This window comes from Cytobacillus horneckiae (genome assembly GCF_002835735.1).
In the GTDB taxonomy this organism is placed as follows: domain Bacteria; phylum Bacillota; class Bacilli; order Bacillales; family Cytobacillaceae; genus Cytobacillus; species Cytobacillus horneckiae.
This window is the reverse complement of the sequence record NZ_PISD01000007.1, coordinates 1-16,660: the sequence shown is the minus strand read 5'-3', so window position 1 is coordinate 16,660 and position 16,660 is coordinate 1. Positions and strand designations below refer to the sequence as shown.

Annotated in this window: 14 protein-coding genes and 3 pseudogenes; 12 read left to right on the top strand and 5 right to left on the bottom strand. The window is 38.0% G+C overall.

What is annotated here, in order from left to right; translation table 11 throughout:
• The first annotated feature begins 17 nt into the window (after window positions 1-17).
• A pseudogene (gene mutL / locus CWS20_RS02310) lies at window positions 18-1,893 on the top strand (DNA mismatch repair endonuclease MutL).
• 168 nt (window positions 1,894-2,061) lie between these two features.
• On the opposite strand, the gene yidC reads toward mutL, so the two are convergent.
• Both yidC and mreBH read right to left on the bottom strand, forming a co-directional pair.
• Window positions 2,062-2,823, bottom strand: a complete 762-nt coding sequence (yidC, locus tag CWS20_RS02305; protein ID WP_101226234.1) for a membrane protein insertase YidC — start codon at window positions 2,821-2,823, stop codon at window positions 2,062-2,064.
• Between the two features lie 566 nt (window positions 2,824-3,389).
• Window positions 3,390-4,391: a rod-share determining protein MreBH gene (gene mreBH / locus CWS20_RS02295; RefSeq protein ID WP_066197335.1), complete on the bottom strand. Its 1,002-nt coding sequence runs from the start codon at window positions 4,389-4,391 to the stop codon at window positions 3,390-3,392.
• A gap of 268 nt (window positions 4,392-4,659) precedes the next feature.
• On the opposite strand from mreBH, the gene miaA reads away from it, so the two are divergent.
• On the top strand, window positions 4,660-5,610 hold the full coding sequence (gene miaA, locus CWS20_RS02290) for a tRNA (adenosine(37)-N6)-dimethylallyltransferase MiaA (protein WP_066197337.1): 951 nt from the start codon (window positions 4,660-4,662) through the stop codon (window positions 5,608-5,610).
• 40 nt (window positions 5,611-5,650) lie between these two features.
• Window positions 5,651-5,881 (top strand): RNA chaperone Hfq, encoded by a 231-nt coding sequence (gene hfq / locus CWS20_RS02285; protein WP_066197341.1) that lies wholly within the window; start codon window positions 5,651-5,653, stop codon window positions 5,879-5,881.
• A gap of 168 nt (window positions 5,882-6,049) precedes the next feature.
• On the opposite strand, the pseudogene CWS20_RS02280 reads toward hfq, so the two are convergent.
• Window positions 6,050-6,148 (bottom strand): annotated as a pseudogene (locus CWS20_RS02280) (IS3 family transposase); the annotation flags it as partial.
• Window positions 6,149-6,674: 526 nt separating this feature from the next.
• On the opposite strand from CWS20_RS02280, the gene spoVK reads away from it, so the two are divergent.
• Window positions 6,675-7,625 (top strand): stage V sporulation protein K, encoded by a 951-nt coding sequence (gene spoVK / locus CWS20_RS02275; protein WP_066197344.1) that lies wholly within the window; start codon window positions 6,675-6,677, stop codon window positions 7,623-7,625.
• Window positions 7,626-7,695: 70 nt separating this feature from the next.
• On the opposite strand, the gene CWS20_RS02270 is transcribed toward spoVK, so the two are convergent.
• Complete coding sequence (locus CWS20_RS02270) at window positions 7,696-8,289, bottom strand: trimeric intracellular cation channel family protein (RefSeq protein ID WP_066201562.1); 594 nt, start codon at window positions 8,287-8,289, stop codon at window positions 7,696-7,698.
• Window positions 8,290-8,579: 290 nt separating this feature from the next.
• Here CWS20_RS02270 and hflX point away from each other — a divergent pair, with 290 nt between their 5' ends.
• The 4 genes from hflX (at window position 8,580) to glnA (ending at window position 13,081) form a co-directional block, all read left to right on the top strand.
• Window positions 8,580-9,836 carry a GTPase HflX gene (hflX, locus tag CWS20_RS02265; protein WP_066197348.1) on the top strand — a complete coding sequence of 419 codons (1,257 nt, stop codon included), beginning with the start codon at window positions 8,580-8,582 and terminating at the stop codon, window positions 9,834-9,836.
• A 20-nt stretch (window positions 9,837-9,856) separates the two neighbouring features.
• On the top strand, window positions 9,857-11,128 hold the full coding sequence (locus CWS20_RS02260) for a methionine gamma-lyase family protein (RefSeq protein WP_066197352.1): 1,272 nt from the start codon (window positions 9,857-9,859) through the stop codon (window positions 11,126-11,128).
• A gap of 169 nt (window positions 11,129-11,297) precedes the next feature.
• Window positions 11,298-11,705, top strand: coding sequence for a MerR family transcriptional regulator (locus CWS20_RS02255; protein WP_066197360.1), 408 nt, complete (start codon window positions 11,298-11,300; stop codon window positions 11,703-11,705).
• 41 nt (window positions 11,706-11,746) lie between these two features.
• Complete coding sequence (gene glnA / locus CWS20_RS02250; RefSeq protein WP_066197362.1) at window positions 11,747-13,081, top strand: type I glutamate--ammonia ligase; 1,335 nt, start codon at window positions 11,747-11,749, stop codon at window positions 13,079-13,081.
• Between the two features lie 114 nt (window positions 13,082-13,195).
• Here the strand turns inward: glnA and CWS20_RS29480 are convergent.
• Window positions 13,196-13,824, bottom strand: a pseudogene (locus tag CWS20_RS29480) (site-specific integrase); the annotation flags it as partial.
• A 165-nt stretch (window positions 13,825-13,989) separates the two neighbouring features.
• Here CWS20_RS29480 and CWS20_RS02240 point away from each other — a divergent pair.
• The 4 genes from CWS20_RS02240 to CWS20_RS02225 all read left to right on the top strand — a co-directional run bounded on the left by CWS20_RS02240 (window position 13,990) and on the right by CWS20_RS02225 (window position 16,207).
• Window positions 13,990-14,241 carry a hypothetical protein gene (locus tag CWS20_RS02240; protein WP_066197363.1) on the top strand — a complete coding sequence of 84 codons (252 nt, stop codon included), beginning with the start codon at window positions 13,990-13,992 and terminating at the stop codon, window positions 14,239-14,241.
• 63 nt (window positions 14,242-14,304) lie between these two features.
• Window positions 14,305-14,763 carry a MazG nucleotide pyrophosphohydrolase domain-containing protein gene (locus CWS20_RS28545; protein WP_241504129.1) on the top strand — a complete coding sequence of 153 codons (459 nt, stop codon included), beginning with the start codon at window positions 14,305-14,307 and terminating at the stop codon, window positions 14,761-14,763.
• Between the two features lie 138 nt (window positions 14,764-14,901).
• A complete protein-coding gene (locus tag CWS20_RS27880) occupies window positions 14,902-15,051 on the top strand; it encodes a hypothetical protein (protein ID WP_157090532.1) in 150 nt (49 codons plus the stop codon).
• Between the two features lie 376 nt (window positions 15,052-15,427).
• A complete protein-coding gene (locus CWS20_RS02225; protein WP_326135192.1) occupies window positions 15,428-16,207 on the top strand; it encodes a DNA cytosine methyltransferase in 780 nt (259 codons plus the stop codon).
• The last annotated feature ends 453 nt before the right edge of the window (window positions 16,208-16,660 follow it).

The following is a 16,660-nucleotide window of genomic DNA, read 5'->3' as shown; positions in this document are numbered from 1 at the left end:
TGGTTGGAGGTGAAAGTATGGGGAAAATTATTCAATTGGATGATGCGTTATCAAATAAAATTGCAGCAGGTGAAGTAGTTGAGAGGCCTGCTTCTGTCGTAAAAGAATTGCTTGAAAATGCAATCGACGCCGGAAGTTCGGTTGTAGAAATTGAACTGGAAGAGGCTGGACTGGCTAGTATTCGCATTATAGATAACGGTGAGGGAATCAGTGAGGATGACGTCTTAAATGCTTTTCACCGTCATGCAACGAGTAAAATAAAGAATGAGAGTGACCTTTTCCGCATCCGTACGCTTGGCTTCCGCGGCGAAGCTCTCCCAAGTATTGCCTCCGTTTCCAGACTGGAAATGAAAACATGTCATCAAGATGAAGGCACTCGCGTCATTCTTGAGGGCGGCAAAGTGGAAGTGATGGAAAAGTCATCAAGTCGGAAAGGAACAGATATTACCGTATCCGATTTGTTTTTTAATACACCAGCTCGATTAAAATATATGAAAACCATTCATACAGAATTAGGCAATATTACAGATGTAGTGAACAGGCTAGCCCTTGCACACCCTGAAGTATCATTCCGTTTGGTTCATAATGAAAGGCAGCTGTTAAAAACGACAGGAAATGGGGATGTGCGCCAAGTATTAGCTGCCATTTATGGAATCAATATTGTTAAAAAAAATGGTGCCAATAAAAGCTGAATCTCTAGATTTTAAAATAAGCGGGTATGCTGCTTTACCTGAGGTGACGCGTGCATCAAGAAATTATATTTCGACGATGATTAACGGACGATTTATAAAAAACTATCCATTAGTAAAAGCCATTCAGGAAGGATACCATACATTATTGCCGATTGGCAGATACCCAATTGTTCTTCTTAATATTGAAATGGACCCATTATTAGTTGATGTCAATGTTCATCCTTCCAAGCTTGAAGTAAGGCTAAGTAAGGAAAATGAACTGAATGAGCTTGTTTCTGCTACTATAAAGGCGGCCTTTAAGAAAGAAGAACTTATTCCTTCAGGCTATATTCCGCCGAGGAAAACGAAGCCAAGAGAAGAGCAAACAATCTTAGATTTAGATCATATCCCAGCAGTTGAAGCAAAAACGTATGACTTTCGGATCGAACAAACAAAAATTCTTGATAATGATTACCAGCCTGAACCTCCTGAGATTATTCAAGAAACGGAAGCAGAAAACCTTTCTGAGCATGTTGATTCAATTGATGATGTTCATCTATTTGATCTCGATGAACCTAGGGCTGAAGGCATAGTCCAAGAGGAATCTGCACCGAGTCTAGCCGAAACAGTTGCACCATCAAGAGTACCTCCGATGTACCCGATAGGTCAGATGCATGGCACATATATTTTTGCCCAAAATGACAGGGGACTCTATATCATTGATCAACATGCAGCCCAGGAGCGCATTAAATACGAATATTTTAAAGAAAAGGTCGGAAAAGTGGAAAGTGAGCTACAAGAAATGCTGCTGCCGTTAACCTTTGAATATTCAAGTGATGAAGCGATAAAAATCAATGAATACAAGCATGAATTAGAAAAAGTAGGTGTGTTTTTGGAGGAATTCGGTCATAACAGTTTCATTGCCCGCGCCCATCCTCAGTGGTTCCCTAAAGGAGACGAACAGGAGACAATCGAAGAAATGATCGAGCAGCTGCTATCAATGAAAAGAGTCGATGTTAAACTGCTAAGAGAAGAAGCGGCAATAATGATGAGCTGCAAAGGGTCAATCAAAGCAAATCGTCATTTAAGAAATGATGAAATACAGGCATTGCTTGATGAATTAAGGCAAACGAATGATCCGTTTACATGTCCACATGGCCGTCCAATCATTATCCATTACTCCATTTATGAAATGGAAAAAATGTTCAAACGAGTTATGTGAATGCATTTATCTTCGAGAAGGCACTGAAGAACGGTGGGTCCACAGAGAGATATGCGTTTTATCTCCGTGAAAATCTAGAAAAAGGAAGGGTTCACAGAAATATAAGTTTAAAATTTCTTAATGTAAAAGGGGCTGTTCCATTGCACATAATGGAACAGCCCCTTTCTTTTATTTGTTTAAACCAGGTTTATTAGTAACTGCTGAAACAGGCTTAAACTTTTTTTGTAAAATAACCGTCTGAATGATTAAAAATAAACCGCTGACTGACCAATAAAGCGGCAGTGCTGCAGGTGCCGTAACGGAAACTGCCAGAATCATTACAGGTGATAGCAGCCCCATGAACTTCATCGCAGCTTGTTGTTCTTTTGGTAACTGCGTCATGGATACTTTAAATTGCAAATAATAAATTGCTCCTGCAATAAGTGCCATGATGATATTCGATTGTCCTAAATTAAACCATAGAAATCCATGAGTGGCAATTTCAGGTGAATTTTTAATCGCGTAATAGATAGCCATCAGAATAGGCATTTGAATAAGCATAGGCAAGCAGCCGATATTTAACGGGTTTACTCCATGCTTTTGATAAAGCCCAAGCAATTGTTGTTGAATTTCTTGTTTCTTAATAGGATCAGAGGTTTTATTTAATTTTGCTTGAATGGCTTCCATTTCAGGCTTCAGTTGTTCCATTTTCCCTTTCATTGCTTGTGAACTTTTCGTTTGCTTCACTGTTAACGGAAGGACAGCAAAACGGATTAGGATTGTGACTAGTATAATGCTCAAACCGTAATTTCCATGAAACAGTTCAGCAAAATAGTCCATAACCGATATTAATGGTTGTACAAAATACGTATTAAATAAACCGTCTTGTGAACCTCCAGCTGATTGACAGCCAGACAATACAAAAATCAAACTAAGCAACAAAAACCACATTTTTTTCAAAATTGTTCCTCCTCAATATTTGCTGTAGATTAAATATTGAGGGCATAGAACGGTTCATCACTGTCGTCTGGTGCTTCTTTTCTTTTTATTTTAACTAAAAAATGTTGAAAACATCTCCGGTTTTGAAAAGAAGCAGACATTTGCGCATACTCGATTAATAATTCAGTTTCAGCCTGATGATATTTATAGTGTATCGTTCCTAAGTTTTTTTGAAGAAGATAAACGGTAACAGCAGGTAGCAGCAATGATAACAGAAAACCTGCCAGAGACACATCGTGTATTGTTTGATAATCCAAATCAAAAAGACTAGATAGAATGAATCCAAATAGTAAAGTATGGCGGATGGATTTTAAATGATCTTCAAATGAATTAAGTATGTCAGCCGCCTCCTGTTATGACGCGATTACCCAATATAACAGGTAATAACCTTTCTAAAATACGTTGTATTACTTTTATATTTTACTTTATTCTTAAGAAGAAATCTAGCGTATGGATATCAACTAAAAGTGAAAAAAGGAACACCAGCCGCCGCCGAGTGTTCCTTCTTCATTTTACATTTAGACTGTTTGCAGCTTATCCATGTATTGCAGCGCCTTGCCAGTACCGATTGCGACAGATTCCAACGGACTAGGAGCTAAATGCACAGGTACGTCAATTTCCTGACTAATCCACTCTTGCATTCCGTTTAATAGAGAGCCCCCTCCGGTAAGGATAACTCCGCGATCCACAATATCACCGCTTAATTCAGCAGGGCTATCTTCTAGCGTAGCTCTCAAAGCTTCCAAAATATGAAGCAATGCCTCTTTCATAGCATCCCTTATCTCAAATGAAGTAAGGGTGATTGTTTTTGGCAGTCCAGTTACCAAATCTCTTCCGCGTATTTCCATGGAAAGCATCTCATGTTCAATAAGTGCATGACCGATTTCCATTTTAATATTTTCTGCGGTTCTTTCTCCGACTAAAACATTGTACTCTTTACGTACGTATTGAATAATGTCATCGTCCAAACGATCTCCACCAACTCTGACAGAATGGCAGGCTACTACACCGCCAAAGGAAATAATGGCTACCTCTGTAGAGCCTCCACCGATATCGACGACAACATTGGCAACCGGTTCATCGACAGGCATGCCAGCTCCAATCGCCGCTGCAACAGGCTCTTCAATTAAATGAACCTTTTTTGCACCTGCATTCCGAACAGCATCTTGAATGGCCCGTCTTTCTACACTTGTTGAACCGGATGGTGTACAGACAACAACACTTGGCTTTCTAATCGAAAAACCGACTGATTTTGACGCTTTTCTCATAATATGACGCAGCATTTCTGTTGTCATATCAAAATCGGCAATGACTCCGTCTTTTAAAGGTCGGATGGCAACAATTCTGCCTGGGGTTTTACCAATCATTTCCTTTGCTTCTTTACCAACAGCTAATACCTTCTTCGATTCAGTATCTATCGCAACAACTGAAGGTTCATTTAAAGCAATTCCTTTCGACTTGCTATAAACCAATATATTAGCTGTTCCTAAGTCAATTCCAATTTCAGCATTTCCTATCATATCTATTCACCTATTTCTATATGTCATTAACACTATAATCTTCATATAAGTTAACATGAATCTGTCGGTACAAGCACGATGTAAATGAATCGTTATTGAATTGTAATCTAATAAGAAAAATTGATCATAATTGGAAATAATATGCGTTTATTTTGTGAGAATATTGTCAATAATGATTGGATGTTCCATTGTGAAAAATGTATTATTATTAAGCTTATGGTACGATAGTAAAAAATGATTGAAATAATAAAGGCAGTGTGAACAATTTATGGGGAATAAAAAGAAGCTCGTCGTTTTAATTGGACCGACGGCTGTTGGAAAGACAAAAACAAGCATTGAGCTAGCGAAACACTTTAATGGAGAAATCATTAGCGGGGATTCAATGCAAATTTATAAAGGAATGGATATCGGTACTGCAAAAATTACAAAGGATGAAATGGATGGAATCCAGCACCATTTGATTGATATAAAAGCGCCAAATGAATCGTTTTCCGCTGCTGAGTTCCAGCAAATTGTTAGGGAGAAAATTATCGAAATTTCATCAAGAGGCAAGCTCCCAATGATTGTAGGTGGGACAGGTCTTTATATTCAGTCCGTTTTGTATGATTACCAATTTTCAGAAGCGCCATCGGATGAGAGATATAGACAGGAGCTTGAGAAAAAGGCAATTCAGAATGGAAATGCGTGGCTTCACAAAGAGCTAATGAAATTAGATCCAAAAAGTGGAGAGAACATTCATCCTAATAATGTTAGACGGGTGATTCGTGCGATGGAAATTTTTCATTGTACTGGTAAAACAATGACTGATTATCAGGAAACACAAACACCTGAGAAATTATATGATGCCGCAATAATTGGTCTCACAATGGAAAGAGATAAGTTATATGAGCGTATTAATCATAGAGTAGATGTTATGATGGAAAACGGACTTCTTAACGAAGTTCAGAATTTGTACAAAATGGGAATGAAAGATTGCCAATCGATACAAGCAATCGGATACAAGGAGCTTTATGAATTTTTCAACGGCTATGTTTCTCTTGAAGAGGCTATCGTAAATTTGAAGCAAAATTCCCGCAGATACGCAAAACGTCAACTTACATGGTTTAGAAATAAAATGGATGTCTCCTGGTTTGATATGACAGATGCAAGTGATGAAGCAGTATTAAGAAAAAAAATCAATGAAATTTCCAGAGAGATTGAAGGAAAGCTGAAAATTTAATCGAATACATATTAATAGAGATAAAAGAGGAGGATTTAAAATGAAAACATCAATCAATATCCAAGACCAATTTCTAAATCAACTTCGTAAAGACAATGCTAATGTTACGGTTTTTTTATTAAATGGATTTCAAATTAGAGGGCAGGTAAAAGGATTTGATAATTTTACGGTCCTATTTGAATCAGAAGGTAAGCAGCAGTTAGTATACAAACATGCAATTTCAACCTTCGCTCCTCAGCGAAATGTTCAGCTTGACATGGATCAAAAATAAATAAGATGATGAAAGCCCGCAACTTGTTGCGGGTTTTTTAGTGAAGATAAAGGTAAAAAAATTTAGATTTGCAGAGGCGACCGCTCGACTCTTGCGGGAGAGTAGCAAGACAGTCGAGACACTAATGGCGCATGGCGTGAAATGAGCCCATAAAGTTAGACCTACTATTTATGCTACCGTAGACAGAGTTCGGCATTGTACTGAACTCAGTCCTTTTAATTTTTGCTTAATTCGTTTGTTGTTATAGTAATGAGTATATTTCCTTATTTGTGTAACTGGAACAAAAATTGAACGTAGTCAAACAGAAAATGGTCTTAGTTTGTGTGCGGATCACTCTATTTTGACTTAATTTGTCACAATAAACCTTAATTAAAGTGAAGAATCGCTCTACTTGGGGGTTGTTCGTCACAATAAACCTCAGTTAAAGTGGCGGATTGCTCTATGCAGGAACATACCTAGAACCGAAATTGGACATAGTCAAGTAAAGATGTTCTATTCATATATTCGTACCCGTCTTCTTCACCAATTGTTTGTCTATGTAGCAACGTCTTTAGCCGATGAGCTTCTCTACAGCCTCGAGCCCCGCAAATTGTTGCGGGCTTTTCCTATTTTTTATAAATTTTCTTTAATGAATTGCTTTTTATGTGAATACATATTATTAGAGAAGCTATTGTTCAATGTTTTCAAATAAAGAGTTGGCGGACAAATAATAATTGCAGCAACCATTTAGGCTTTTGTCACAATAAAAGACTTCTAGGCGTATACTGTTGTTGAGAATGTGAGGTGAAAGCTTTTGGACCAGCCGATTCGCTTAAAAAATAACGGACAGATTAGCATCGTCCTCAATTCGCAGAAACGAAAAAACTTACCTAGAGAATTACCTGAAGCACAAATCGCTCAAAAAACCTTACAATCAGAGCATCTTGCTCTAAGAGAAATTGAAGATGAACTTGCTGCATTGATAGGTATGGAAGAAATGAAGAAAATGATTAAAGAGATTTATGCATGGATATACATTAATAAGAAGCGAGAAGAAGCAGGACTGAAAGTTGGCAAACAAGCCCTTCATATGATGTTTAAAGGCAATCCCGGAACAGGCAAAACGACCGTAGCGAGACTAATTGGCAAGCTTTTTCAAAAGATGAATGTACTATCAAAGGGGCATCTAATAGAGGCAGAGCGCGCTGACTTAGTGGGTGAATATATTGGACATACGGCCCAAAAAACGAGAGATTTAGTGAAAAAGGCATTGGGCGGAATATTGTTTATTGATGAAGCATACTCACTAGGAAGAGGCGGGGAAAAGGATTTCGGAAAGGAAGCAATCGATACTCTTGTGAAGCATATGGAGGATAAACAGCATGATTTTATTCTCATATTAGCGGGCTATTCTAAGGAAATGGAAAATTTTCTTTCATTGAATCCAGGTCTGCACTCAAGGTTTCCGCTTGTCATAGATTTTCCTGACTATTCAATTGAACAATTGATGGATATTGGCCAGCTTATGCTAAAAGAAAAGGAATATACATTAAGCAGGGAGTCAGAGAAAAAACTGCGCGATCATTTATTATGGGTGAAAACAGTGCTAAATCCAATCAGCTTTTCAAACGGACGTTATATTAGAAATGTTATTGAAAAATCGATCCGTTCACAGGCAATGAGGCTGCTTATGCAAAATCACTATGACCGCCATGAGTTAATGACCATTCGCAGCAATGACCTTGTTTTTGAGGAAGATGAATAAATAAGGGGCTCTTATTCCTATTTCGACGAGGCATAGAAAAAGCACCTTAAGCTTAAATGCTTAGGTGCTTTTACATCTTTTCATTCGCTTTAATACGCTTCGTCGGCAATCTCCATTTAAATGTGTAGGAGAGCACGCGCAAAGCAGTAATAATAACAAACAGCAGAATCAGTTCCACAGGTGTGCTTAATATGTTTAGACCAATAGCGAGACCACAAAAAATGGCCCAAACAGCATAAATTTCTGATCTCAAAACTAAAGGCTTCCGCTGTGCAAGCAAATCCCTGACAATTCCTCCGCCGCTTCCAGTTAGAACCGCAGCAACAATGACAGCACTTAAGGGGTGATTCATACCTGTTGCATAAAGGGCTCCTTGGATAGCAAATGCGGATAATCCGATCGCATCAGTAAAGTTCCCCCAGCGATGCCAATGCCTTAATAATCTATTTGGAAAGATCATCACTGCCGTAATAGATAGGAGGGCGATTTGAAAAAAGAACCCTTGCTCCCATAAAGTTGAAACGGGGACGCCAATCAGCAAGTTTCTAATCGCTCCGCCTCCAAACGCAGTGACGATTCCTAAAATATATATGCCTAAAATATCGTATTCTTCTTCCATGGCTACAATTGCGCCGCTGATTGCAAAGGCAATTGTGCCAATCATGCTTAAAAAATCCCAAGTTACCAATGTAATTCTCCACTTCTGTATAAAATGATCTAAATTTATCGGCACAAACAAATATGATTTTAACATGAAAATCCGCAATATCAATCGTTAGAATAAAATATATTATTTTTTTGCTATTAACCAAATGTAGAGTAAGCAATAATACTAAGGGTCTATCAAAAAAGACTGGCTGCCAAGTTTTTCTATTCATGATGGGTATAATAATTAGAGTTGCTAATCTATTTTTGATAGAATGAAGACAGAAATGAATTGAAAGAAGGGCATTCATGGAGCAAAAACAAGAAATCGAAAAGGCAATCCTTATAGGCTGCCAAACAACTGAAGAGGATTTAGCTTATACATATTCAATGGAGGAACTCGCGTCACTTACGAGCACAGCAAATGGTGCGGTAGTGGCGACAGTTACTCAGAAAAGAGAAAGAATTCATCCATCTACATATATAGGAAAAGGAAAGGTTGAAGAAATCATTCTGCTGCAGGAAGAGACGGAAGCGGATCTTGTCGTATTCAATGATGAACTTTCACCTAGCCAGGTTAGAAATTTATCTAGCCAAATTGATGCAAGAATCATTGACCGTACACAGCTGATATTAGATATTTTTGCGCAAAGAGCCCGCTCTAAAGAAGGAAAGCTGCAAGTTGAACTTGCGCAGCTTCAATATCTTCTTCCGCGCCTTTTAGGACAGGGAACACAATTATCCCGCTTAGGTGGTGGAATTGGAACACGTGGACCAGGAGAAACAAAACTTGAATCAGATCGTCGTCATATTCGACGCAGAATCGATGATATTAAAAAGCAGCTTTCCGCGATTGTGCAGCATCGCGATAGGTACCGGGAAAGAAGAAAGAAAAACAAGGCATTCCAAATTGCACTCGTAGGATATACAAATGCGGGAAAATCGACCTTGTTTAACAGACTAACAGAAGCGGATTCATATGAAGAAAATCAGCTCTTTGCCACACTGGATCCAATGACAAGAAAATGTATTTTACCGAGCGGGTATACGGCATTGTTAACAGATACCGTCGGATTTATCCAGGACCTGCCCACAACGTTAATTGCTGCATTCCGGTCAACTCTTGAAGAGGTGAAAGAGGCGGATCTTATTTTACATATGGTGGATATGTCCAATCCTGATTATTATCAGCATGAACAAACAGTACAGCAATTAATAGAAGAGTTGGAAAACGAACACATTCCACAAATCATCGTTTATAATAAGAAGGAAATTATGCATCAAGATTTTGTGCCTACGAGCGGAAAAGAAACAGTGCAAATAAGTGCGCTGAATTCTGATGATCGCATGAATTTAAAACTGGAGCTTGAGCAAGTAATTATCCGATTAATGGATGCCTATCATGTGGAAATTCCGGCTTCAGAAGGAAAACTCTTGTCCTTGCTTAAAAATGAAACCATTCTCCATGAACTTCATTTTAATGAAGAATCGGAAAAGTATACATGCCGCGGCTATGCTTTCCTTGATCATCAATTGGCAGGTAGACTGCAAAAATATACTATTTAGAAAGAAAAGGTGTCACATCTATGTTTCAACAATTATCAAATGGGGAAAAGTTAATTCCTATAATAGAAGAAGTCGAAAATAAAATAGCAAATGTGTTGCATAAAATAGAAAAACAGATGGACCATAATCAATTTAGAGTGCTCACGAGCTTTCAAAATCATAAAGTGAGCGACTCGCATTTCATTCCTTCTACTGGTTATGGCTACGATGATATTGGGCGAGATACGCTTGAAAGTGTTTATGCAGAAGTTTTTGGCGGCGAGGCAGGGCTCGTTCGCCCGCAAATTATCTCTGGTACGCATGCCATATCCATCGCCTTATTTGGAATCCTTCGTCCAGGAGATGAGTTATTGTATATGACAGGCAAACCTTATGATACGCTTGAGGAAATCGTCGGTATAAGGGGAGAAGGTACAGGTTCACTGAAGGATTTCGGCATTTCCTATAATAACGTCGATTTGTTGAGCGATGGCTCAATTGATTATAACGCTGTTAAAAATATGATTGGGCAGCAAACGAAAATGATTGGCATTCAACGGTCGAAAGGGTATGCCACAAGGCCTTCATTTACTATTGCCCAGATTAAAGAAATGATCCAATTCGTAAAAGCAATCAATCCAGAGATTGTTGTTTTTGTGGACAATTGCTACGGAGAATTTGTTGAAGACCTTGAACCGTGCCATGTTGGTGCGGATTTAATGGCAGGATCGTTAATTAAGAACCCTGGAGGCGGTATTGCCAAAACGGGAGGCTATATTGTTGGAAAAAAACCATATGTGGAGTCATGTTCATATAGAATGACTTCACCTGGGATTGGCGCAGAAGCAGGTGCTTCACTCTATAGCCTTCAGGAAATGTACCAAGGCTTCTTCCTTGCTCCGCATGTAGTTGGACAAGCGTTAAAGGGAGCAGTCTTTACGGCAGCTATGCTTGAATACTTCGGCATGAATTCTAATCCGAAATGGAATGATACGAGAACAGATTTAATCCAAGCAGTACAATTTAATGATGCCGAGAAAATGATTGCTTTTTGCCAAGCGATCCAATATGCTTCACCAATCAATTCTCATGTCACTCCGTATGCAAGCTATATGCCTGGTTATGAAAACGATGTGATTATGGCAGCGGGAACATTTATCCAAGGGGCAAGCATTGAACTTACCGCAGACGGACCAATCAGACCACCTTATGTTGCCTATGTTCAAGGAGGGCTCACCTATTCGCATGTGAAAATCGCAATTTGCACCGCATTAAACCGCATGCTGGAAAAACAATTAATTGCGTTTAAATGATTTAAAATAAGGCAGCTATGACTCTAGCTGTCTTTTTTGATAAATAGGACAAAAGATTGAAAAATTCGATAAATTTTCATGTGATAAAATATAACATTGTATTGACAGATAATCTAACATTGCATATAATAAAAAATATAAGATAAACATTGTGAAGGAGGAGAGATGGTTGACTGGAAGTGAGATACGACGCTCCATGCCGCTCTTTCCAATTGGAATAGTCATGCAGCTTACAGAGCTTACCGCTCGTCAAATACGCTATTATGAAGAACACCAATTGATTACTCCGGCAAGAACAGACACGAATAGAAGACTCTATTCCCTAAATGATATTGATAAACTATTAGAAATTAAAGATTTAATTGATCAAGGTGTCAATATGGCGGGGATTAAACAACTATTCACTGTGAAGGAAAAGCAAGTGTTTGACGATGATTTGAAGAAGCAAGAAGAAAAGGTGAGGCGAGATTTGTCTGATGAAGAATTGAGAAAGCTGCTGCGCAAAGAATTTATGCAAGCTGGCAGATTTACACGTTCATCACTCAGACAAGGAGACATGTCCCGCTTTTTCCATTAAAAAATTATATATTTGTAGTGACTTTAAAGGAGGAAAACCAGGTGGCGAAATTTACAAAAGATGATATTAGACGCATTGCCGAAGAAGAAAACGTAAAATTTATTAGATTACAGTTTACTGACATTTTAGGAACGATCAAAAACGTTGAAATTCCAATTAGCCAGCTCGAAAAAGCTTTGGATAATAAAATGATGTTTGACGGATCTTCTATCGAAGGATTTGTTCGTATTGAAGAGTCTGATATGTACCTATACCCTGATTTAGATACATGGGTAGTATTCCCGTGGACTGCTGAAAAAGGTAAGGTTGCACGTTTAATTTGTGACATCTATTCTCCAGATGGAACACCATTCGATGGCGACCCTCGCAATAACTTAAGAAGAATCTTGAAAGAGATGGAAGACTTAGGCTTCACTAACTTCAATTTAGGACCTGAGCCAGAATTCTTCTTATTCAAACTTGATCAACAAGGTGATCCTACACTTGAATTAAATGATAATGGCGGATATTTCGATTTAGCGCCTACTGACTTAGGTGAAAACTGCCGTCGTGACATCGTTCTTGAGCTTGAAGAAATGGGCTTTGAAATCGAAGCATCTCACCATGAGGTAGCTCCAGGACAACATGAAATCGACTTTAAATATGCAGATGCATTGACTGCATGTGACCAAATCCAAACATTTAAGCTAGTAGTAAAAACAATTGCACGCAAGCATGGTTTACACGCAACATTCATGCCAAAGCCATTATTCGGTGTGAACGGATCAGGAATGCACTGTAACGTATCACTATTTAAAGATGGCGTTAATGCATTCTACGATCAAAAAGCTGACCTTGAGCTAAGCGATGTTGCCCGCAATTTCATTGCAGGAATCATTAAGCACGCGCCAAGCTTCACAGCGGTCACAAACCCGACTGTAAACTCATTTAAGCGTTTAGTACCTGGCTATGAGGCGCCTTGCTATGTAGCATGGTCTGCTAGAAACCGCTCGCCACTTATTCGTATTCCTGCTTCCCGCGGAGTAAGCACACGTGTAGAAGTGCGTAGCGTAGACCCAGCTGCAAACCCTTATCTTGCAATGGCTGTATTACTAAAAGCTGGTTTAAATGGCATCAAGAACAACCTGACTCCACCAGCACCAGTTGACCGCAACATCTATGTAATGAGCAAAGAAGAGCGCGAAGCTGAAGGCATTAAAGATCTTCCAGCAACATTATACTCTGCACTAGAGTTACTAAAAGCCGATGAAGTAATGGTATCTGCTCTAGGAGAGCACATTATCGAACACTTCATCGAAGCAAAAGAAATTGAGTGGGATATGTTCCGCACGCAAGTTCATCCTTGGGAGCGCGAGCAATACTTGCAAATGTATTAATGATTATACCCTTGACACCATTGGTGTTGAGGTTTTTTTTATTGTGGGCATTAACAGTGGGAATAAGGGTTGAATCGGTTTGCCCCGAAATCGCCCTGAAAAATTTCACAAAAATTATACGAGGATATTGTTCATATGCTCCTCGAATTTGCTTATTCTAACTAGATCAATTTTTTTACTAATATGAGAATATACGTCTGCAGTGATTTGCAACTTCCATGTCCTAAGCGTTCTTGTACATATTTCATATCTGCACCTGCTTCCAAAAGCAACACAGCATGTGTATGACGTAATGAATGGATTGGAAGAGAAGGCAGGTTTGCTTTTCTTAAAATACGAGAAAAAGAAATAAACAAACTAGATTTAGGCATGTAGTTACCATCATGACGACATATAACTAATTTAAGATCGAACTGATAGTCTTCGTTAAGAGCAGTTTTATTTTGATTTTGATACTTCTTGTGAAATGCTAAATCGTTTGCAAGTGATTGACTAATAGAAATTCTTCTCTTGAAATGGTGGGTTTAACATTACTGAATATTTGATCTTTATTAATTGAAGCCTCTTTAAATTCTAAGGATCTATTTATATCAATTTTTTTCCCTTATGTCTACATCAGTCCACTGAAGAGCAGCTGCCTCACCTTTTCTCATTCCTGTTTCAATTAGTACTCTGAAAAATATCCAATATATATATCCATATTCATATGAAGCTTTTTGAAAAGTTGGAATGTGTTCAGATTTGTATTAGAGAATTTGAGGAAGCTTGGAGTCAGAGAGTCGGAGCTAGGTGTTCCCTTAGATAACTTACCTTACTCTGAATTGGAATATGAATTAGTACTCGCATTGTTTAGCAAAATTGATGTAGAAAAAAGTGAAAATGGTTGGTTCTAAAAAGGGGACAAGAATATGAACGGCATTGATGAGCTGAAAAACATTATCCAAAATCAAAAGTCGGTGTCTACCAAGAAATTAGAAATTGTTGTTGAGAAAATCGAAAAAATGTACCTTGCACAAGGTAAAAAGATTAACTCTCAAAAGAATCAGCTTTCTATTGTAAATACACAATATCAGCGTGAGAAAGAAAAGGCTAAACGTAGGAAAGCTATGGTTCAGCAATTTGAGGATTTTAAATTACATCATAAGAATTTAGAACGGTAGCATGATTACTTATTAGATAAATTAAAGAAACTCCAGGAGATAAGAAAATGAAAAATCAATCAAATGTGTACGGAAGCATATCAAATAGCAAAATCAAATGGATGGCATGGTGAGCCAAGGGAAACAGGTACATTGTTAGCTCTCATCCATAGTGAAGTTAGTGAGGCACTTGAAGCAGATAGTAAAGGTGACAATGAAAATTTCATTGAAGAACTTGCAGATATCGTTATACGAGTTGGTGATCTATGCGGCTCCAGAAATATTGACCTTGAAAAAGCTATCACTGAAAAGATGGAAATTAATAAAAAAACGTTCTTACAAACACGGGGGCAAGGCTTACTAATGAAAGTGCAAATTGAAGATAACCTTTACCTTGAATTAGATGATAAGTGCTTTGTAATCAAGGAATACACAGGCAAAGAAGACAATAAAGGAAAAGCTCTGTTTAAAAACATTAGGATATTTCCCAACAGTCGAACAGGCAATGAAAAAGCTTGTTCAGATGAAAATAAAACAATCTAATGCTCTCACGTTAATAGAGCTTGTAAGAGACATAGAAAGCATCAACCAATACATTCAAGTCTAAATTGAATGCATAACGCTTGTATTAGGCTGTATTTTCCTTAAAACCTACTAATCTATTTTAAAGGAGCTAATAAAATGACAAACATTAAACTAAACGTTCTATTCAAGAAAATGCAAAAGGATGATAAGGAAGAGGTCCTTATGTTTCATGTATTGAGCGATGAGTTGCCGCATGCGGATGAATTATTGAAAATGCCGGGTACCATTTCTCTTCTAAATATATGAATGCTTCTCTTTCGAAAGGAAGAGGGGCAACCCGTTTACTTATATGAGCCTTTGCAAACACATGATTTGAATAGGAGGCTTAAGGATGGTAGGAAGAGGCTTACTTAACTGGATTTTTATTATGTTTCCAATTTATTTAATGAAAAAACAGACTAAAATAGTCTGTTTACAAAAAAGTACTCCATATTGCGTAAAAAAAGATTCCTAGTCCACCTAAGAATACACCTAAACAAGCTAAACTCAATGGGGATCCCCATTTAATTTCTGGCATATACAAAACCTCATTTCTATGTAGTCTTAGAAAATTATACCATAATTTTTGATCTAGGAATTGGTTTTGAAAGAATATTAAATTTACTAGAAAGGGGTCAGCCCAGTGATAAAGATACTCGAATTGTTCGGTGGCATTGGAGCCCCCCGAAAAGCACTAATCAACCTTGGTGTAGATCATAAATCAATCGATTATGTTGAGTGGAATGCAAAGGCAGTAAGAACATATAACGCTATGTTTGATAATCGCTATAAGCCAGAAAGTGTTGTTTGCTATAATTTACAACCAGATATTCTTGTACACGGTTCACCTTGCCAAGACTTTTCGATTGCTGGCAAGCAATATGGTGGAAACATGGAAGATGGAACTCGAAGCTCGCTCCTTTTTGAAACTATAAAGATTATTGAAAGTCTTGGTGTGTTGAAGCCGAAAGTTGTGATTTGGGAAAACGTCAAGAACGCTTTATCAAAGAAAATGGTATCAGCTTTTAATCACTACTTATCAGATATGGAAGCGTTGGGATATACAAACTCATATCAAGTGTTGGACGCTTGTGATTTTGGAATACCGCAAGCAAGAGAAGGGATTTTCACAGTTTCATTGTTAGGTGACAAGATTTTCGATTTTAATAGGTTACGAAAAAGCCCTATGCGTCAAATATCTGATTTTTTAGAGCTAGAAGTAGATGAAAAATACATAATTAAACAGCCAAGTATGATTCGAAGGCTACCAGATCAACCAACGCTGGAAGGTACTTTTGGCGGTCGAATGTTAGAAGAAGTAAGGGAATACGTCAATACGATCACTACAAAGCAAATGCGTTGCCCGAATAGTGGAGTGATTAAAGTTGATAATCAGCGGTGGAGATACCTCACAGAGCGTTAGTGCTGGAGGTTAATGGGTTTTGATGATTCGGATTTTGATGCAGCTATAAAAGCCCATCCATCAAAAAAGGATGCTTAAATGGTACGTTGTATCACCAGGCAGGAAATAGAATAGTCTTCCAAATTCTCGAATCCATTTTTGAAGTCGTTTTAAATGAGGATTATGCAACGGAGTTAGTCATGGATGAAAACGGCCAGTTGCAGTTGATCTGTTTATAAACAAAAGAGCCCATCGAGGGGCTCAACCTATGGGAGGAAATTTTTATTTAGAAGTCTATATATATTATGAAATATATTCATAAGTGCTTGGACAAATAACAAAAAAAGAGCCTATTCGGAGGCTCTTCTAGAGATGAATGAATGTATTGGCTGATTGGAATTACTATATCTTATGAAATTATTCAATAAGTGCTTGGATGGGTTAATTAAATTAACAAAGTAAGCAACGAGTACA

Bases quoted from the DNA above. Each gene is read 5' to 3' on its own strand.
- CWS20_RS02260 (WP_066197352.1), top strand. From the start codon at position 9,857: ATGTTTCAACAATTATCAAATGGGGAAAAGTTAATTCCTATAATAGAA.
- CWS20_RS02240 (WP_066197363.1), top strand. From the start codon at position 13,990: ATGAACGGCATTGATGAGCTGAAAAACATTATCCAAAATCAAAAGTCG.
- hflX (WP_066197348.1), top strand. From the start codon at position 8,580: ATGGAGCAAAAACAAGAAATCGAAAAGGCAATCCTTATAGGCTGCCAA.
- CWS20_RS02270 (WP_066201562.1), bottom strand. From the start codon at position 8,289: ATGATTGGCACAATTGCCTTTGCAATCAGCGGCGCAATTGTAGCCATG.
- miaA (WP_066197337.1), top strand. From the start codon at position 4,660: ATGGGGAATAAAAAGAAGCTCGTCGTTTTAATTGGACCGACGGCTGTT.
- hfq (WP_066197341.1), top strand. From the start codon at position 5,651: ATGAAAACATCAATCAATATCCAAGACCAATTTCTAAATCAACTTCGT.
- CWS20_RS28545 (WP_241504129.1), top strand. From the start codon at position 14,305: ATGTGTACGGAAGCATATCAAATAGCAAAATCAAATGGATGGCATGGT.
- yidC (WP_101226234.1), bottom strand. From the start codon at position 2,823: ATGTGGTTTTTGTTGCTTAGTTTGATTTTTGTATTGTCTGGCTGTCAA.
- CWS20_RS27880 (WP_157090532.1), top strand. From the start codon at position 14,902: ATGACAAACATTAAACTAAACGTTCTATTCAAGAAAATGCAAAAGGAT.
- mreBH (WP_066197335.1), bottom strand. From the start codon at position 4,391: ATGATAGGAAATGCTGAAATTGGAATTGACTTAGGAACAGCTAATATA.